We start from the raw sequence: 16,656 nt of genomic DNA on the forward strand, positions 1-16,656 counted from the left end.
CGCTGATCGCCCTGGCATCATGGCGTGGCGGACTTTCTGCGTGAGCGCGCCACGTCGAGGTCTTCGCACATTTGCTTCGCGCCTTGCGCGATGCGTGGCGCCGGGCGGTTGATCAGATCGCCGTCGATCGCAAAGAGGTTGTTGTTCGCCACCGCGGTCAGGCTCGGCCACGCTCGCCATGCGCCGAGTTGCGGCAAGGTGGTATCCGGTTTCGTCGCGCCCGGTGCTGCGGTGACGATGGCCTCCGGATTCGCCGCGAGCACCGCTTCGGTCGAAACGGTCGGCACCAGCGGTTCGAGTCTCGCGAATACATTGCGGCCGCCGCACAGCGCGATCACGTCGCTGACCATATGCTCGCCGTTGAGCGTCATCAACGGTTGATCCCAAACCTGATAGAACACGCTGACGGGCGGGCGGCTCGCATACCGGCTGCGCAGCGCCGCGATGTCCTGGCGGTAGGCGGCCGCCGCGGCATTCGCCACTGGCGACGTGCCGAGCAATTGTCCAAGCTTCGTCAGCGACACGGCCACGTCGTCGAGATGGTGCGGTTCGCTGAAGAACAACGGAATGTGCATTTCGCGCAGGCGATCGAGCTGACGCTGCGCATTGCCGTGCCGCCACACCACGATCAGATCGGGCTTCAGCGCGACGATGCGCTCCAGATCGAGCGCCTTGTTATCGCCGACGCGCGGCAACTGTTTTGCTTCCGGCGGATAGTCGCTGTACGACACCGCACCGATCACCTTGGCGCCGCCGCCCGCCGCATACAGCAATTCGGTGACGTGCGGCGCGAGGCTGATTACACGTTGCGCGGGAGCGGGCAGGGTGACGGTCGTGCCGGTGTCGTCAGTCACTGAGATGGCGGCAAACGCATGCAACGCGTTGATGAAGAGCGCAGTGGCGAGGGTGAAGCGGACGAGTCGGTTCATCGGGCGAAAATGCGGCAGACGTTTGATGAGCGTGGCAAGAATGCGAGGTCTGTGCTGCATCAACCCGCTCGCGTGGGATCGATCTCTCGAACGGCGTCGCGCAAACTCTCGTTAAAGCGGGTCCATTCGGTCTCGCTCGCAGGCAAGCCGAATCGAACGCTGCCCGAGGGCATGAACAGACGCGTCCACACGCCGCGCCGCGCCAGCGCTTCATGCAAAGCGGCGGCGCGTGCGTCGACGGTCCACGCGAAGAGCGGCGTGCTGCGCGTGTCGAAACCTTGCGCATGCAACAGGCCGACGAGGCGCGCGCTTTCGGCGTCGAGCCGCGTTCGCATCTGCCGTTGCCAGACTTCGTCGGCAAAGGCGGCTTTAACGGCGTGACGGGCCGGGCCACTGACTGTCCACGCGCCGAGCGTGCTGCGCAAACGTTCGAGCAGCGCAGGCGCGCCGAGCACGAAACCCGCGCGTACGCCGGCGAGGCCAAAGAACTTCCCTGGCGAGCGCAGCACGAGCAGGCCGTCGTGATACGTGCTCGCCGCTAGCGACGCCGCCGGCATCGTATCCGCAAAGGCTTCGTCGACCAGCAGCGTGCCGCCGCGCGCGCTCAACTGGGCATGCCAATGCAACAGCCTGGCGGCGCTCAAACGGGTAGCGGTCGGATTGTTCGGATTCACGACGACTGCATGCGTGAGCGCGTCGGGCAACGTTTCGTGAGAGACGTCGAGCACCATCGTCTGATGGCCGGCGCGTTCGAATGCGGGCGCGTATTCGCCGTACGTGAGCGGCGCGATGCCAACCCGTGCACGCGGCAGCAGCGCGGGCAGTGCGCGAATCGCCGCCTGGCTGCCCGCAACGGGCAGCACGTGCGCGGCATCGGGTGCGCCGTAGTAGCGCGCGGCGCAGGCGGCGAAATCGTCGCCGTCGTCGGGCAGGCGGCGCCACGCGTCGGCGGGAACCGGTGGGACCGGATAGCCGTGCGGATTGATCCCCGTCGACAGATCGAGCCACGCTGCGTACGGAATGCCGTAGCGCCTTGCCGCTTCGTGCAGGTTACCGCCGTGCGCGACGGTGTCGATTGCGGTGGCCCTTTCGGTCGGCTCATCGGCTTCGTTCGCACAGCCGTTCAGTCGATCAAACATGGAACGGCACGCTCAGCAACGCCAGCACGATCAGCACGGCAAGCCAGAGAATGACCGTGCGCTCGACCAGCATCAACGCGGCGTTCACGTCGCCGGCGTTGGCCGCGTGTCCGAAGCCGAGTGTCGGCCGGTATTCGACGGCGCCGTGATACACCGCCGGGCCGCCGATCATAACGTTCAGACTTCCCGCGCCGGCCGCCATCACCGGCCCGGCATTCGGGCTGTCCCAGCGTGGCGCCTGGTCGCGCCAGCAGCGCCACGCGGTGTGCGTGTCGCCGAGCAGCGCGTAGCTGGCGGCGGTCAGTCGCGCGGGAATCCAGTTGAGCACGTCGTCGATACGCGCGGCGGCCCAGCCGTAGCGCAAATAGCGAGGCGTGCGGTATCCCCACATCGCGTCGAGGGTGTTGGCGAGACGAAACCCGAGTGCGCCCGGGCCGCCCGCGATGGCGAACCAGAACAGCGCGCCGAAGATCGCGTCGTTGCCGTTTTCGAGTGTGGATTCGACGGCGGCGCGTGACAGCGCGCCTTCGTCCGCATGCTCGGTTTCGCGCGAAACGATGCGCGCGGTCAGCAGGCGCGCCTGGGGTAGGTCGCGCTGCGCCAACGCCTGCGCGATCGGCGCAATGTGATCGTGCAGACTGCGCGCGCCGAGCGCGAACCACAGCAGCGCGATATGCACCGCGCAGGCCGCGAAAAAAGGCAGCACGGCAACCAGACACCAGGCGATCAGCACCGGCGGCATCACGGCTAGCGACCACGCCAGCAGACCCTTGAGCCGCAAGCGCCGGCCGGTGTTGTAGCGCGTTTCGAGACGCAGCGCCCATTTGCCGAATCCCACCAGCGGATGAGCGATGCGCGGCTCGCCGAACCAACGGTCGACCACCACGCCCGCGGTGGCCAGCGTCACGAGTAGCGGGAGCGAGAGCATTACGCGTGGCTCGCGGTTTTCAACGCGAGCGGCAAACCGGCGACCATCATCGTGGCTTGCGTGCTCAGCGCGGCGATGCGCTGGTTGAGCCGCCCGAGTTCGTCGACGTAAAGACGCGTGGCCGCGCCGAGCGGCACGACGCCCAGGCCGATTTCGTTGCTGACCACGATGACCTTGCCTTTGGCGTTGACGAGCGCCGATTCGAGCGCGGCGACGCGTGCGTGATATCGATCGACCGGCATGGCGTCGCCTTTAGGCGGACAGAGCAGGTTGGCGAGCCACAGCGTCAGGCAATCGATCAAAGTGCAGTGGCCGGGCGCGTCGCATTGCGTCACCGCGCCGGCGAGATCGACGCCAGCTTCGACCAGTTGCCAATGCGCCGGACGCCGTTCGCGATGGTGGGCGATGCGCGCGTTGAATTCGGCGTCGTCCGACGTGGGCGCGGTGGCGATGTAGGTGACGGGCAGGGCGCTGCCGGTGGCAAGCTGTTCGGCGTGCACGCTCTTGCCTGAACGGGCGCCGCCGAGAACGAAGGTGAGGTCGCGGGAAGTCATCGCGTGATTGTACCGGCGTGCAGTGCGGGCGGGCGCGATGGGATAATGCCGCCTTCCATGCGTAGCGTGGCAGTGCATCGCATGCGGCCGACGCTGCGCGGCTCCTTACGGGCACACGCCGATGCCTGATGAAAACGCTCGGCTGGCGCCCCGCATGAGCGCTGCGTTGCCGCCTGCTTCATGTCTTGCTTCATTATCTGTCTACCGCCAAACCCGACACTCCGTGACCACCACTTCGACCTCGCATGACGCCGTACCCGTGCCGCGCGGCACGCTGATGATCCAGGGCACCACGTCCGATGCCGGCAAGAGCACGCTGGTCGCCGGTTTGTGCCGGCTCGCGCGCCGCGCCGGGGTGCGGGTCGCACCGTTCAAGCCGCAGAACATGGCGCTCAACAGCGCGGTGACCGTGGACGGCGGCGAGATCGGCCGCGCTCAGGCTTTGCAGGCGGTGGCCGCTGGCATTGCCGCGCACACCGATCTGAACCCCGTGCTGCTCAAGCCGACCAGCGACCGCGGCGCGCAGGTGATCATCCACGGCAAGGCGCGCATGAATCTCGACGCGCGTGCGTATCACGACTACAAGCCCGTCGCCTTCGAAGCGGTGCTGCAATCGTATGCGCGTCTGCAGGCGGCGTACGACACGATCTTTGTCGAAGGCGCGGGCAGCCCGGCCGAAATCAATCTGCGCGACCGCGATATCGCCAACATGGGTTTTGCGGAGGCCGTGGATTGCCCGGTCGTGCTGGTGGCCGATATCGATCGCGGCGGGGTGTTCGCCCATCTCACGGGCACGCTCGCTTGTCTGTCGGCGAGCGAGCAGGCGCGGGTGCGCGGTTTCATTATCAATCGCTTTCGCGGCGACATCAGTTTGCTGCAACCTGGTTTGGACTGGCTGGAGGCGCAGACCGGCAAGCCGGTGCTCGGTGTCGTGCCTTACCTGCACGGTCTGACGCTGGACGCGGAAGATATGCTGCCGCCCGAATTGCGCGCGGCGCACAGTGGCGGCGCGGCGCGCATGCTGCGGGTGGTCGTGCCGGTGCTGCCGCACATCAGTAATCACACGGATTTCGACGCTTTGCGCGCGCATCCGCAGGTCGATTTTCAATACGTGCGAAGCGGCACACCGTTGCCGCCGGCCGACCTGATCATCCTGCCGGGCTCGAAGAACGTGCCCGGCGACCTGGCATTTCTGCGCGCGCAAGGCTGGGATGCGGTGCTGCAAAAGCACTTGCGCTATGGCGGCCGGGTGATCGGCATTTGCGGCGGCATGCAGATGCTGGGGCGCGAAGTGGCCGATCCGCATGGCGTGGAGGGCGCGCCGGGTACATCCCCGGGACTCGGTTGGCTCGATTACTCGACGGTGCTCACGCGCGACAAGACGCTGAAGAACGTGACCGGCCGCCTCGCGTTGCCCGGCTCGCCCGACGTGGCCGGCTACGAAATCCATATGGGCGAGACTTACGGGCCGGCGCTGGACACGCCCGCTTTGCAACTGGGCGACGCGCGGGATGCGCGCCCCGACGGCGCGATCTCCGCCGATGGCCAGATTCTCGCTACCTATGTTCACGGCCTGTTCGACACACCGTCCGCCTGTGCCGCGTTGCTCGCGTGGGCCGGTTTGAGCGATGCCGAGGCAATCGACTACCCGGCGTTGCGCGAGGCGTCGCTGGAACGCCTCGCGGACACGCTCGCCGAGCACCTCGATCTGCCGAGACTTTTTGCTGCGATTGGTTGATCAGGATCAACGAGGAAGGCTGGATTAAATCTTATTGGGAAATAATCAAAGCTTGGGTGGTAGTTTTTCGCTTCATATGGTTCGAATAGAGTGCTCACATCGACGGCCGTTTTCCGCGCCGTCTCTCTCTTCGAGGACCTGTCATGAACCCGAACCGTTCCGCCGATCTGGCCGCTCTACTCCTTCGCGTCGCCCTGGGCGTGCTCTATCTCGCTCACAGTCTGCAAAAGATTTTCGTCTTCACGCTGCCGGGCACGGCGCAGTTCTTCGTCTCGTTGGGCTTGCCGGGTTGGCTCGGCTATGTGACGGCCTTCGTCGAACTGTTCGGCGGCATTGCGCTGCTGCTCGGCGTGCAGGTCCGCTGGGTCGCGCTGGTGCTGCTGCCGTTCATGCTCGGCGCGATGTCGCAGCATCTTCAAAATGGCTGGGGTTTTGCGTCGCCGCACGGCGGCTGGGAATATCCGGCGTTCTGGGCGGTGACGTTGGTGGTGCAGTCGCTGCTCGGCGGCGGGGCGCTGTCGTTCGGTGGGGTGAAGGCGCCGCGGGCGGTGGCCGCCTGAGCGGTTAGCTGGATCGTTGGAAAGGCACGCGCCGTAAGGCCGCGTGCCTTTTTTCATGGCGCCGTCCTACCGTCGCCCCATCAATACAAAACGATCTGCGTACACCGGAACAACGCCATTGTCTTGCCCTTCGGATCCGTGACCGTGGCGTCCCACACCTGCGTGCTGCGTCCCAGATGCACGCTCTTCGCGACCGCGCGGATCGTCCCCTCGGTCGCCGTGCCGAGAAAATTGCTTTTCACCTCGATGGTCGTGAAATTGCGCGCCGTCTCTGGCAAATGCGCGAGGCAGGCGTAGCCGCAGGCGGTGTCGGCGAGGCCGATCACGGTCGCGGCATGCAAAAAGCCGTTCGGCGCGAGCAACTCCTTGCGCACGGTCAATTCCGCGATCAACTCGCCTTCGTCCAGCGACAGGACATGCACGCCCAGCAGGCCGGGCAGCGAGCCTTTCTGGCGTTCGTGGAGGCGTTCGACGGTGTATTCCGGGCGCAGTTTGCTCATGAGATTCGGGTCCTGGTTGGATAAATCGGCAGCGCACGGTGGCCATTTAGCCGTCAGGGGGCTTCGGCCAACGTGCATTTGTCGATATTATCAACGGCTGGATCGGCAGGTGTGCCTGAAAACCGGTCCGGTTCCGGGCACACTTGCGCATGTCAGAGCAATACGCGGCAAACCGGCTGGCGGGGCCCAGCCTTCTTTCCGGGAGAATTCATGACGGTGATCGTGGTGGCGAATCCGAAGGGCGGCGTGGGCAAAAGCACGCTGTCGACCAATCTGGCCGGCTATTTCGCCGCAGCTGGCGAATGGGTCGCGCTGGCGGACCTGGACAAGCAGCAGTCCGCGCACGCGTGGCTGTCGCTGCGGCCCGACACGCTGCCGGCCATCGAGACCTGGGAAGTCAATCTGGACGAGCCGGTCAAGCCGCCCAAAGGGCTGGAGCACGCTGTCGTCGACACACCGGCCGGCCTGCACGGCAATCGCCTGAGCATCGCGCTAGATCTGGCCGACAAGGTGATCGTGCCACTCCAACCGTCCATGTTCGATATTCTCGCCACTCAGGAATTCCTCGAGCGGCTGGCCAAGGAGAAGGCGGTCAGAAAAGGCGCCATCGAAATCGGTGTGGTCGGCATGCGCGTGGATGCGCGCACGCGCTCGGCGGAGCAACTGCATCGCTTTGTCGAGGGGCTGAAACTGCCGGTGCTGGGTTTTTTACGCGACACGCAGAATTACGTGCAACTGGCGGCCCACGGGCTGACTTTGTGGGACGTCGCGAAAAGCCGTGTGGAGAAGGATCTGGAGCAGTGGCAGCCGATCGTCGAATGGACAAGCGGAGCCGGCAAGAAGGGTTGAGGCGGCAGGGCTGGTGGCCGCGCCGCCTGCCGGATCAGGCCGTCCACGCAGTGAATTCCCTCGCGGATCGCCTGCGCGGCAGGCGTCTCAGCGAACTACAGAGCGGGACGATGAAGCTAGGCTACGGCGCTGAACGAAAGAGCTGGACGACAGCGCTGAAAGAGCGAGCTGAACGACAGAGCGTTCAGGTCCAGTTCTGCGTCGGCACGTGATCGCGGCTGCCCTTGATCTTGTTGTTGTCGTCTACGAATACCAGGTCTGGCTTCCAGCCGGCCCTCAGTTCCGCTTCATCCACCACCGCGAACGCCGCGATGATCACCAGGTCGCCCAGCTGCGCGCGCCGCGCGGCCGAACCGTTCAGCGAGATCATGCCGCTGCCGCGCTCGCCCTTGATCGCGTAGGTCGAGAAACGCTCGCCGTTGTTGATGTTCCAGATGTCGATCCGCTCGTTTTCGACGATGTTCGCCGCTTCCAGCAAATCTTCGTCGATCGCGCACGAACCCTCGTAGTGCAGTTCGCAATGCGTGACCGCGACGCGGTGGATCTTCGACTTCAGCATGTTGCGTTGCATGACCAATCCTGTGTGATTTCTTATGCGTGTCGACGTCTGTCCAAGACGACTTCAGATTTCAAGGTTGTCGATAAGACGAGTGGCGCCGAGCTTGGCGGCAGCCAGCACGACCAGTTCCTCGTTCGCGTCTTGCGGACCCGGCGGCAGCAGGTTCGAACGCTTGCGCACCGCGATGTAGTCGGGTTGCCAGCCGCGCGCGGCCAACGCCGCCATCGCCGCCTGTTCGATCTTCCTGAAGTCGCGCTCGCCGCCGAGCACGGCTTCGCGCACGCGGTTCAGTTCAGCGGCCAGCACCGGCGCCTCGGCGCGTTCGGCGGCCTGCAGATAGCGATTGCGCGAGCTGAGCGCGAGGCCGTCGGCGTCACGCACGGTTTCGGCGGCGATGATGTCGGTGGGCAGCGCAAACTGGTTGCACATGCGGCGCACGATCATCAACTGCTGGTAATCCTTCTTGCCGAACACCGCGACGCGCGGCTGCACGCACGACATCAGCTTCATCACGACCGTGCACACGCCCTGGAAGAAGCCCGGCCGGAATTCGCCTTCGAGGATGTCGCCCAGATCGTGCGGCGGATGCACGCGGTACTCCTGCGGCTCGGGATAGAGGTCTCGCTCCGTCGGCGCGAACAGCACGTAGACGTTTTCCTTCTGGAGCTTTTCGATGTCCGCTTCCATCGTGCGGGGGTATTTGTCGAAATCCTCGTTCGGACCGAACTGCAGCCGGTTGACGAAGATGCTCGCCACGACCGGATCGCCGTGCTGACGCGCGAGGCGCATCAGCGACAGATGGCCCTCGTGCAGATTGCCCATGGTCGGCACAAAGGCGGTGCGATTCTGGCCGCGCAACTGGTCGCGCAATTCATGGATCGAGCTGATGACTTTCATGATCGGACAGGGATTTCCTCGCGCGGCGCGAGACTGGGTGGACGCAAAACCCTAAGGAATCGCGCGGGCCGCCGCCTCACTGGTAATGACAGGTTCGGAGCGCGGGATTGTAGTGGATTTGAGCGGCTGCCGCACCGAAAAGAGGCTTACTCTCCCGCGCAGCGGAATTGTGCCCCGTTTGAGGGCCTCAGGCGGGCAGGTAGGCGAGGCGCACATAGATCGGCGCGAATGGTTCCGCCTGGGTGATTTCGACGAGCGACTCGCGGCACAGTTCGAGCACGGCGATGAAATTCACCACCACCACCGGCACGCCTTTGCTCGTGTCGAACAGGTCGGAGAACTCGACGAAGCGGGCGTTTTGCAGCTGCCGCAGGATCGAGCTCATATGCTCGCGCACCGAAAGCTCTTCACGCGAAATCTTGTGATGCTGGACCAGCTTGGCGCGCTTGATCACGTCGGCCCACGCGGCGCGCAGGTCTTCGCTGTTCACGTCGGGAAAACGCGGCGTGATGCTTTGCTCGATATAAACCTCGGCGCGCAGAAAATCGCGCCCGAGCTGCGGCAACTGGTCGATGCGCTGCGCGGCGAGCTTCATCTGCTCGTATTCGAGCAGGCGCCGCACGAGCTCGGCACGCGGATCTTCGGCTTCTTCGCCGCTGTCGGCCTTTTTCACCGGCAGCAGCATGCGCGATTTGATCTCGATCAGCATCGCGGCCATGAGCAGATACTCGGACGCGAGTTCGAGATTGGTCTGGCGCAACTGGTCGACGTAGCCGAGGTACTGCACCGTGACGTCCGCCATCGGAATGTCGAGCACGTTGAAGTTCTGCTTGCGGATCAGGTACAGCAGCAGATCCAGCGGTCCTTCGAACGTTTCGAGAAACACCTCGAGCGCATCCGGCGGAATGTACAGATCCGTCGGCATCTTGAAGAGCGGCTCGCCGTACAGGCGTGCAAAAGCAATGCCGTCGACGGTGTCGGGTGTCGAATCGGTGGCGGGCGCGGCTAGCGCGGCGTCGGCGGGGGCCGGCACTGCGCCGTGTGCCTCGTCGGCGTGACTCACGCGCTTAGAAGTTCTGATAGTACGAGTAAGGCGTCTGTTCTACGCGCGAAGCTTTCTGCTCGGCGCGTTCTTCGAGATCGATCGGCTGTTTGTCCCACAGCAGCGCGCGGCCGCGGCGTTGTTCGGCTTCCAGATTGGGTTTCTGTTGCTTGAGCTGGTTCAGGAACTGGGTGATGTCCGATTGATACATGGCTCGACGTCCGTGGTATGGGAATTGGCGGCTGCCCGGCGGTCATTCGCCAGACACCACTGCTATCCGATAATTTTACCGCATGCGCGGCCCGCGGTCGAAAAACGGCGGCGGTGCCGGGCGGCCGGCGCACCAGAATGTCCGGAACCCGTGCGGCGCGGCGGGCGTCAAAGGCGGGCGCGGCGCCGGCAGGGTGGCTTGCAGGCGGCGTTGAGTTTGCGTCGAGGGGGCTGGGTGCGACGTTGGGTTTGCGTCGAGGTGGCTTGCAGGCGGCGTTGGGATTGCGTCCAAGGTGGCTTGGAGGCGGCCTTGAGTTTTGCGCCCAAGGTCGCCTGGAAGTGGCGTCATCGCAGCGGTATCTCCGCCGCGGGCGTCAGGGTGCTGCGCGGCGAGTCACGGCGCGCGCGAACCGGACGGGGAGGCCCGCCCGCACGCCGCGGACGCATTTTTAGAGATCTCGCGGCGGCTCGCCGATGTGGTCAAATAGCGAGCTTCGGCCGCCGCGGCGCGCCCGAGCGATAAAATTCATCAACCACGGCCGGAGGTCCTGTTTGGCGGGGTGTGCGATCGACAAGCCGCGGCTGCGGCGCGGCAAGGCCGGTGACGGGCATGGGCTTGTCACGCCCATGCGGCACTGGCTGCGCGCGTGGCTGGCTTTCGGCCTCGTCATGCTGACGCTGGCGGCCGGCAACGCTCATGCGGCGAAAGCCGCGGCCAGCTACAAGGTCGATATCGAAGCCACGCCGCGCGCTCTGCGCAAACTGCTCGAAGCCCATCTGGATATCGCGCGTTTCGCCAAACGTCCCGATATCAGCGACGACCAGTTCGAGTTTCTGATCACCGCCACGCCTCAGCAGGTGCGTGATCTGGCTTCCACGCAGGGCTATTTCACGCCGGTCGTGCGCACCGACGTGCGCACCGTCGACGATACGAAACGCGTCACGGTGAGCGTCGATCCCGGCCCGCAAACCCTCATCACGTCGATTTCGCTGTCGTTTCGCGGGCCGGTGCTGACCGAGGATCCAGCGCAGGAGAATGCCGCACGCTTTGCGTTTTCGTTGCACGAAGGCGATCCGTTCTCACAAGGCGAGTGGGACGACGCGAAAAATGCGTCGCTCAAGGCCTTGCAGTCGCGCCGCTATCTGGGCGCGAAGATTTACCACTCGGAGGCGCGCGTCGATCCGCGCACGCATGAGGCGAAACTGTCGGTTACGTACGAAAGCGGGCCGACCTTCACGATGGGCAAGCTCGACGTATCCGGCACGCGGCGCTACCCGGAACAGATCGTCGACAATGTGAACCCGATTTCGGTGGGCGATATTTACGACGTGCAGCGCGTCGCCGAATTACAGCGCCAGTTGCAAAACACGCCGTACTACGCAAGCGTCGCGATCGACGTGGATAGCGACCCCGCCAAACCGGTCGAGACGCCCATGCACGTGAAGGTGTCGGAGTATCCGTACAACAGCATTCGCGGCGGCGTAGGCTATTCGACGGACAACGGCCCGCTGGTCCAGGGCGCCTATTCGTACCTCGACACGTTCGGCAAAGCGTGGCCGTTCACGGTCCAGGGCCGCGTCGACCAGGTTCAGCAATACGGGCAAATCGAACTCTCCATGCCACCGGGGCAGCGTGCGTGGACCAACAGCATGTTGGCGTCCTACACCACGACCGACGTTTCCGATACGCGTATCTACAGTATTCGCGGCGGCGTGCAGCGAGCCCGGACCTCGCAATTCATCGACTACAACTACGCGCTGCTGTTCTACCAGGACCGGCTCGATCAGAACTCGGCCGCGCCGACTACGAGCCGCGCGCTGGTGCCGTCCTGGTCGTGGACCCGGCGCAACACCGACGACCCGCTGTTCCCGCGCAAGGGCAACCTGATTCACGTCGAGGCAGGCTTCGCGGTCAAAGGCGTGCTCACCGACCAGACCTTCATTCGCGGCTACGCGCGCGGCCAGCAGTATCTGCCGATCGGCAAGGAAGACCTCGTGCTGATTCGCGCCGAACTCGGCGGCGTGTTTACGAGCGGCAGTTCGAGCGGTATTCCGGCCTCGCTGCTGTTTCGCGCGGGTGGTTCGAATTCGGTGCGCGGCTATAGCTATCAGAGCATCGGTAATAACGTCGATGGTTCGGTGCTGCCCACCAAGTATCTCGTCACGGCAACCGCCGAATATCAGCATTGGTTCAACCACGACTGGGGCGCGGCCGCGTTCTTCGACGTCGGCACCGCCACCGACACGTGGGGCGAAAAGGTCTTTTATCCGGGCGTCGGCGTCGGGGCGCGCTGGCGCAGCCCGGTCGGCCCGGTCAACGTCGATGTCGCCTACGGGATTCGCAACAGGAGCGTGCGACCGTACCTGACGCTCGGCATTGCCTTCTGATGGAAACCTGCTTCTACATGAACCCCGCATGACCACGGACGTTTCCGCCCAACCTCCCGCGCAGCCGCCCGGTGCTCCACCAGGAGAGCCGCCCGGACAGCCGCCGCCACCCGAGCCGCCGGCGAGGCGCAGGCTCGGCCGGCTGCTGCTGAAAACATTCGCGTGGACGGTGGCCGTGGTGGTGCTGTTGCTGGCGTTGGCGGTGGGTTTGCTCTACGGCGCACTGACGACCGAGCGCGGCACCGCCTATGCATGGCAGGCGGCGGTGAAGCTGCTGGGCGGCAAGCTGAGCGGCACGCTCGAAAGCGGCGCGCTCGCCAACGGCCTGCAATTGCGCCAGGTGCGCTGGCGCAGCCTCGACGGCAGCGGCACCGATATCCAGATCGACCGCGTGGCGGGCCGCTGGGCACTCACGCGCGAACCGTGGCGGTTCACCATCGAGTATCTGCATGTCGGCACGGTGGACGCGCGCATCGGCGCATCGTCGTCGAGCAGCGGGCCGATGAAGCTGCCGCAAGACTTGCGCTTGCCCATGCAGCTCGACGTCCGCGATGTCCAGCTCGACAAACTGCTGCTGCATCAGGGCGCGTCGACAACCGAGTTGTCGCGCTTCGTGTTTCATGGCCGCAGCGACGGGCGCCATCACGAGGCCGCGATCGAGCGGCTGGATACGCCGTTCGGCGCGGTGACGGCGACGGCCAGACTCGACGGCGTGCGGCCGTTTCCGCTGAGCGGGGACGTCGGCTATTCGGGCAAGGTCAACAACGAGGCGGTGCAGGTGGGCGGCCATCTGAGCGGTTCGCTGGAGAATCTCATCGCGGAACTCGATGCGAGCGGCATGAAGCTCGCGGGTCACGCGAGGGTCGAGGCCGAGCCTTTCGGCGACGTGCCTTTACAGCGCGCCACGCTGACTTTCGATCACATCAACCCGCAGGCCTTTGCGCCCGGCGCCCCGCAGGCCGATCTGGCCGTGCGGGCGGAATTGCAGCCGGTCGGGCAGGGTGCGGACGTGGCGCGGAAGAGCGAGGCGGGTGCGGCCAGCACGGCACAGCCTCCCGTTGCCGCAAGCGGCAAACACGGCGCTCAGTCTCACGCGTCTGGCAAAAGCACCGCCGGGTTTGCGGTTGCCGGGCATGTCTCGATCGTCAACGCCAAACCCGGCGCGATCGACCAGAACCTGCTGCCGCTGATCGACGCCAACGCGGACGTGCGACTCGACGCCCAGACGCAGCGTATCTCGAACCTGAACGTGCGCCTCGTGAAGAGCGCCACGCTCACCGGCGGCGGCGCGCTGAGCGGCAAGCGCGGACAGTTCGATCTGCGGGTCGCCGGGCTCGACCTGAACGCACTGCAAGCGACGGTGCGGCCCACGCAGCTTTCCGGTCCCATCGGCATCCGCCTGAACGACGACGTGCAAAGTCTGACGCTCGACCTGGCCGACCCGAAAGCGGCGCTACGTGCCCAGGGCAAGATCACCTTCGATCCAGCCCGCATGAGCTTCAACGACGTGCGCATCACGTCGGGCAAAGGCCGCATCGATCTATCCGGCGCGCTCAAGCACGACGCGAATTCCACCTACAACGTGAAAGCGCAACTGACCGATTTCGATCCGTTGACGCTGGCTTCGCAGATGCCGTCGCGCACGCCGGTGGCCGGCCCGGCGCCGGCGGCGAGCAGTGCGCAAAAGAGCGCAAGCGCGGAGGCCGCGGCGCAAGCCGGCAGTACCGCCGGCGCGAAAAGCGCCGCGCCCGCTGACAAAGCCGCCGCCGCCGTGAAAAACACCGCGAAGGCGGCAGTCAAAACCGAAGTGGTCCAGCGCAAAACGCCGTCGCCGAAACGCGGCGCGCCACCTGCCCGCAAGATCGAGGCGCGCGTGAACGGCACGCTCACCGCGGCCGGCATGCTCGGGCCGGTCTTCACGACCAAGGCCGACTTCAAGCTCGGCCCGAGTGTGTACGACGGCCTGCCGCTAACCGGCGGCGGCACGATTCAACTGGCGGGCTCGCGCATTCTGCCGAGCCGCGCGAACCTCTCGGTGGCGGGCAACCAGGTGGATCTGCAGGGCAGCTTCGGCGCGCGCGGCGACCGGCTGAAGTTTCGCGTCGATGCGCCGGAACTGGAGCGCCTCGGCTTCGGCCTCGCGGGACTCGTCGCTGCCGATGGCGACATCACCGGCTCGTTCGCGCATCCGAATGTGGTGCTGAACTACAAGGCGGACAGCGTGGTGTTCAGCAGCAACCGCGTCGGTCATGCGGAAGGGCACGCTGAATTGCGCGACGGCGCGAACGGCGCGCTCGTCTTCACCACCGACGCGCGCAATCTCAGCGCGGGCGGCGTCGATCTGAGCACGCTCACGGCGCGTTTGTCCGGCACGCGCGCCAATCACACGCTCGAGGCCGCGGCCACCGGCAAGCTGCAGGACCGTCCGCTCGATCTCACGCTCGCCGCCAACGGCAAGCTGACCGAAGCGCGCGACGGCACGCGCTGGGACGGCACCGTCACCCGCCTGCAGAATCGCGGCACGCCTTCGCTGAATCTGGAGTCGCCGCTCGCCGTCAGCGCCGGGCCAAGCCACCTGACGCTCGGGGCAACGAGGCTCACGCTCGAAGGCGCGGTACTGAGCCTGAAAACCTTCGCCTTCGACCATGGCAAGATTCAGTCGACGGGCAGCCTGACGGGCATTTCGGCCGTGCGGTTGCAGGATCTGCGGCGCGAGATCACCGGTGAGCCGCCCGTCGTCAAAACCGATCTGGTGTTCGACGGCGACTGGGACTTCGCGCTCGGCAGCACGGCGAGCGGCCATATCCAGCTGAAGCGCCGCAGCGGCGACGTCACGGTGGAAATTGGCCGGGGTCTCGCTTCGCTGGGTATCACGGATATCACCGCGCGCGCCGAGTTCAGCGGCGGCAATCGCCTCAACGCCACCGTGCACGCGCAGGCGAGCCGCATCGGCGTGATCGACGCGGATGCGCACACCACGCTGGTCATGCGCGACGGCTTCCTGACCGTCAGCGAAGAGGGCGCGCTGACCGGCAATGTGAATGCCAATGTGCCGTCGCTGAAAACGACCGGCGGCCTGTTCGGTCCGAGCTATCTGCTCGACGGCCACCTCGCGCTCAAGCTCGCGCTCGGCGGCACCGTCGCCAAACCGAACCTGACCGGCTCGCTGCTCGGCGAGGGCCTTTCCGCGACGATGGTCGACCAGGGCGTGCAGTTGAAGGACGGCGTGGTGCGCATCGCGTTGTCGCACAATCTGGTCGACTTCCAGCAGGTCGAATTTCATGGCGCGAGCGGCACGCTGCGCGCAACGGGCCGCGTGCGTCTGGACGGCGCCGAGCCGGACCTGACTGCGAGCATTGTTGCGGACAAGCTCGAACTGTTCGCGGCGCCGGATCGTAATCTGTCGCTGTCGGGCAGCGCGAGCGTGGCGAATGGCGGGACGCTGGGTGGTATGGAGATCAACGGTAAGTTCATGGTCGATCACGCGTTGTTCGATATGCCGGAGCAGTCCGCGCCGAAGCTCGGCGACGACGTGGTGGTGGTGCGTCCCGACGGGTCGGTGGCGGGCGAACGGACGCGGCCCGTGGCGGGCACCAACAAGCCGATCGGCCCGTTCGCGCCGCGCGCCAATATCGACATCAACCTCGGTAACAGCTTCCGCTTTCGCGGGCAGGGCGCCGATCTGGGCCTGAGCGGTACGATCACCGCCATGAGCGCGCCGAATCTGCCGCTGCGCGCGGTGGGGAACGTGCGTGTCACGCCGGGTTCGACCTACACCGCGTTCGGCCGCAAGCTCAATATCGAGAACGGCTTTTTCACGTTCAACGGTCCGGTGGCCAATCCCGGCATCAACATCCTCGCCATGCGCCGCAATCAGCAGGTGGAGGCGGGCGTGCAGGTCACGGGCACGGTTCAGTTCCCGACCGCGAAGCTGGTGTCGGAGCCGAGCGTGCCGGACAACGAAAAGCTTTCGTGGCTGCTATTCGGTCACGGCACGGATCAGGGCAACAACCTGGGTCAGCAGAGCACCATGACCACGGCGCTCGCGTTGCTCGGCAGCGCGAGCGGCAAGCGGATTGCGCAGACCTTCGGGCTGGACGAGTTTTCGATCGGCCGAAGCGAAGTCGGACTGACCGATCCGCAAGTCGTGATGGTGTCGAAGGCGATCAACGAGTGGCTCGTGATCGGCTACGAACAGGGGCTGCAATCGGCGAGCAATGCGATCAAGGCGACGGTCAACCTCACGCGCTACTGGTCGGTCGCGGCTTACGGCGGCACGTTCGACGGCGTCGATCTGCTCTACACGCGTCGCTTCGACCGGATCCGTTGGTGAGGCGCGTAATGCGGACTTGAACCGCCGCGC

Annotated in this window: 14 protein-coding genes; 5 read left to right on the forward strand and 9 right to left on the reverse strand. The window is 65.5% G+C overall.

Features of this window, described 5'->3' with window-relative positions; genetic code table 11:
* Positions 1-17: 17 nt before the first annotated feature.
* From AC57B1_RS12980 to cobU, 4 genes are read right to left on the reverse strand one after another with little or no spacing between them, the layout of a single operon-like run.
* A complete protein-coding gene (locus tag AC57B1_RS12980) occupies positions 18-929 on the reverse strand; it encodes a cobalamin-binding protein (RefSeq protein ID WP_496417754.1) in 912 nt (303 codons plus the stop codon).
* Between the two features lie 59 nt (positions 930-988).
* Positions 989-2,068, reverse strand: a complete 1,080-nt coding sequence (cobD, locus tag AC57B1_RS12985) for a threonine-phosphate decarboxylase CobD (RefSeq protein WP_496417680.1) — start codon at positions 2,066-2,068, stop codon at positions 989-991.
* Positions 2,061-2,996, reverse strand: coding sequence for an adenosylcobinamide-phosphate synthase CbiB (gene cbiB, locus AC57B1_RS12990; protein ID WP_408186373.1), 936 nt, complete (start codon positions 2,994-2,996; stop codon positions 2,061-2,063). Before cbiB ends, cobD begins: the two co-directional genes overlap by 8 nt.
* Positions 2,996-3,550, reverse strand: coding sequence for a bifunctional adenosylcobinamide kinase/adenosylcobinamide-phosphate guanylyltransferase (gene cobU, locus AC57B1_RS12995; protein WP_408299267.1), 555 nt, complete (start codon positions 3,548-3,550; stop codon positions 2,996-2,998). The genes cbiB and cobU overlap by 1 nt, the downstream gene beginning before the upstream one ends.
* Positions 3,551-3,827: 277 nt before the next feature.
* Between cobU and AC57B1_RS13000 the strand changes: the two genes are divergently transcribed.
* A complete protein-coding gene (locus AC57B1_RS13000) occupies positions 3,828-5,288 on the forward strand; it encodes a cobyric acid synthase (protein ID WP_496417755.1) in 1,461 nt (486 codons plus the stop codon).
* A 143-nt stretch (positions 5,289-5,431) separates the two neighbouring features.
* Positions 5,432-5,848, forward strand: a complete 417-nt coding sequence (locus tag AC57B1_RS13005; protein ID WP_496417681.1) for a DoxX family protein — start codon at positions 5,432-5,434, stop codon at positions 5,846-5,848.
* Between the two features lie 80 nt (positions 5,849-5,928).
* On the opposite strand, the gene AC57B1_RS13010 is transcribed toward AC57B1_RS13005, so the two are convergent.
* Positions 5,929-6,348: a PaaI family thioesterase gene (locus AC57B1_RS13010; RefSeq protein WP_091796430.1), complete on the reverse strand. Its 420-nt coding sequence runs from the start codon at positions 6,346-6,348 to the stop codon at positions 5,929-5,931.
* Between the two features lie 210 nt (positions 6,349-6,558).
* Between AC57B1_RS13010 and AC57B1_RS13015 the strand changes: the two genes are divergently transcribed.
* Entirely contained in the window at positions 6,559-7,197 is a 639-nt protein-coding gene (locus tag AC57B1_RS13015) for a ParA family protein (RefSeq protein WP_091796429.1), read from the forward strand.
* Positions 7,198-7,381: 184 nt separating this feature from the next.
* Here AC57B1_RS13015 and panD read toward each other — a convergent pair whose 3' ends face one another.
* From panD to AC57B1_RS13035, 4 genes are all read right to left on the reverse strand, one after another.
* Complete coding sequence (gene panD / locus AC57B1_RS13020; RefSeq protein ID WP_074285121.1) at positions 7,382-7,768, reverse strand: aspartate 1-decarboxylase; 387 nt, start codon at positions 7,766-7,768, stop codon at positions 7,382-7,384.
* A 51-nt stretch (positions 7,769-7,819) separates the two neighbouring features.
* On the reverse strand, positions 7,820-8,653 hold the full coding sequence (gene panC, locus AC57B1_RS13025) for a pantoate--beta-alanine ligase (protein WP_091796428.1): 834 nt from the start codon (positions 8,651-8,653) through the stop codon (positions 7,820-7,822).
* A gap of 187 nt (positions 8,654-8,840) precedes the next feature.
* On the reverse strand, positions 8,841-9,716 hold the full coding sequence (locus AC57B1_RS13030; protein ID WP_496417682.1) for a segregation and condensation protein A: 876 nt from the start codon (positions 9,714-9,716) through the stop codon (positions 8,841-8,843).
* 4 nt (positions 9,717-9,720) lie between these two features.
* The gene (locus AC57B1_RS13035) at positions 9,721-9,906 is read right to left on the reverse strand and encodes a DUF3460 family protein (RefSeq protein ID WP_007175923.1); all 186 of its coding nucleotides are present in this window, start codon (positions 9,904-9,906) and stop codon (positions 9,721-9,723) included.
* A gap of 551 nt (positions 9,907-10,457) precedes the next feature.
* Here AC57B1_RS13035 and AC57B1_RS13040 point away from each other — a divergent pair.
* Positions 10,458-12,293: an autotransporter assembly complex protein TamA gene (locus AC57B1_RS13040; protein ID WP_408299272.1), complete on the forward strand. Its 1,836-nt coding sequence runs from the start codon at positions 10,458-10,460 to the stop codon at positions 12,291-12,293.
* A 28-nt stretch (positions 12,294-12,321) separates the two neighbouring features.
* Positions 12,322-16,626, forward strand: coding sequence for a translocation/assembly module TamB domain-containing protein (locus AC57B1_RS13045; protein WP_496417683.1), 4,305 nt, complete (start codon positions 12,322-12,324; stop codon positions 16,624-16,626).
* The last annotated feature ends 30 nt before the right edge of the window (positions 16,627-16,656 follow it).

The sequence above is a fragment of the Paraburkholderia sp. BGA-UO-ETr-F21 genome, assembly GCF_059567925.1.